This window comes from Mesorhizobium sp. M7A.F.Ca.US.005.03.2.1 (genome assembly GCF_003997795.1).
GTDB classification, from domain to species: domain Bacteria; phylum Pseudomonadota; class Alphaproteobacteria; order Rhizobiales; family Rhizobiaceae; genus Mesorhizobium; species Mesorhizobium ciceri.
Map to the genome: position 1 here is coordinate 1 of NZ_RZRP01001007.1, position 2,081 is coordinate 2,081.

1 protein-coding gene and 1 pseudogene are annotated in these 2,081 nt (G+C 56.8%); one reads left to right on the forward strand and one right to left on the reverse strand.

Annotated elements, in window-relative coordinates:
* A pseudogene (locus EN991_RS33860) lies at positions 1–916 on the forward strand (hypothetical protein); the annotation flags it as partial.
* 358 nt (positions 917–1,274) lie between these two features.
* Here the strand turns inward: EN991_RS33860 and EN991_RS33865 are convergent.
* On the reverse strand, positions 1,275–1,568 hold the full coding sequence (locus EN991_RS33865; protein WP_127218776.1) for a hypothetical protein: 294 nt from the start codon (positions 1,566–1,568) through the stop codon (positions 1,275–1,277).
* Between the last annotated feature and the right edge of the window lie 513 nt (positions 1,569–2,081).

Consider the following 2,081-nt stretch of genomic DNA (forward strand, 5'->3'; position numbering starts at 1 on the left):
GCACGCGGGAATGGGGCTGATCGATTTCATTGGCAAGACCGCGGGGGCGGGAGACTTTCTGGCCCCGATCAGAACCGCCAACTACGCGATTATATCGAACGCGGTCGAGGCAGGCTTTGTGCGGATCACCGGGCCTTTTTCGGAGGCCTCTTCGTTCGCCAGCGTTTCTCTCGCCTGCCTGGCATTCTGCTACAGCTACTGGAGAAAGACCAAATCACCGCTTGCGAAATGGCTGGCCGGAATCCTGCTCTTCTTGTCCATTCTGTCGACTTCATCGACGGCTTACGTCGGGCTGACACTGCTATGCATCCCCGTTGCGTTGTCCATGCTACAGTCGGTCATCAGGGGAAAAGTTGCGCGCGAAGAGATACTGATAATAGCTCTCATGGTGGTGGGCGGGACCGCCGTACTGGGCATTAGTCTTTACAAAGCCGAGGCGTTGGACCCGTTCGTCAGACTGATCAACAGCACCATCATTAACAAAGCGGATTCCGGGTCAGGCCATGAGCGCACTTATTGGAATGTAAAGAGCCTGCAGTCGTTTCTCGATACGAGCGGACTGGGCGTTGGTTTCGGCAGTTCAAGGGCATCGAGTTGGCCGATCGCTGTCCTGTCGCAGTTGGGTCTGTTTGGATCGCTGATGATAGTGGCCCTGCTCTATGTCGTGACCAGAGGCCTGGGCGCGGTTCGGGAACGGGTGGATGCAGAGACAGATGCAATCGTGACGAGCGTCAGGAATGCTGCCCTTGCAAGCATAATTGCAATGTCGGTGTCGGGTGGCAGCGCTGATCCAGGCATCCTCTTCTTCATCGCACTTGCAGTTGTTTGCGCCACGAGAGCCCGTGCTCGGCGCGGCGTAGCCGCCTTGGAACGAAGCGTTCCGGCGCCGGGCCACGCCACCGTCAACGTCCTGTAATCCAGTTCCGCCGAATTGGCTTCGCGGTGGCAAAGGTTCCTGGCGATGTGCCAGGCCCCCGTCCTGTGCAATATCGGCAGCGAAGTCGAATAAGGGACGGTCGTCGCGATCGAGCGTGCGACAGTACCGCGGCGGTCGCTTGCGAACGAGTAGAAGGGCTGCCGGCAATGTGCATTCGAAGCTTGCGTGGCTGTATCGAGGAGGTGCAGCAGCATCGTGCGGCCTTCTCCGCTTACGTGGTCTCGGGGGATAAAAGTGATCAGAAGCCGCTGCCGTAAGTCAAGTGCGGCCAGGACAGCTGCACAAAGCTTGCTGCATCCCGACGGAGCCAACTAGGTCCAGGGCTATCGGGAATTTGTCAAAAGACTTTTATGCTGCAATCGATATTTGCTTCCATAACGGGCCGACGACTTTCGTCAGAAACAGTCACCGAAAGGTTGCTTTGTAACCCGCCCTGAACTTCGTCCTGTGCCATGGCGACCAGCATTTTAACCGCGTCTACCCGGGCCTCGAGCGCACCAACGTAGTGGGTGCCCTCTGTATCGGGAGAATGGGATTTGCCGTCCCGGATATCGAAAAAAAACAGCGGCATTTTTGCGCCCGTGCTTAAAGCTGTGCGTTCGTCAGAGCAGAAGACTTGCTTCTTGCTCACGGCTGCTTAAGGCATTCCCCTGGGGGATTCTAGCAACCGCAGATGGTCAATGGGACGCGACTGTGGAGAACTCGAATGGCGGCGATCACAAAATATTACAAGGTTTATTAACGCCAGGAAACGCTCCTTATGGGTGGTCCTGGGAGTCGCAATCCAGCCTACGTTGGAACGCGGCACGGTCGTCGATCAGATCGCGGCATCACGACATTCAGCGGTATTATCGGATCTTTGCGGGCATCAGGGCTTGCAGGGCACCGCGGAAATAGCCCGACAACGATGCTCGCCGGCTTTCCATGTCGTGAAAGGGATCAACCAAACTGATAGATAGGCCGGAAGAACGGTTCCGGTAAGCTACCGCCTCGACAACCGCATTTGTGTCGTTCGGAGTGTCCTGTCTTGTCGCTGAATTTCGTTGACGAAGCCCGGCCCAACACGTTCGAGTTTGAAACCTCGGCGCTGATAAAGGCGTCCGGGTTTAGGGAATATGATGCGCGCTGGTGGTTTGGCCAGGTC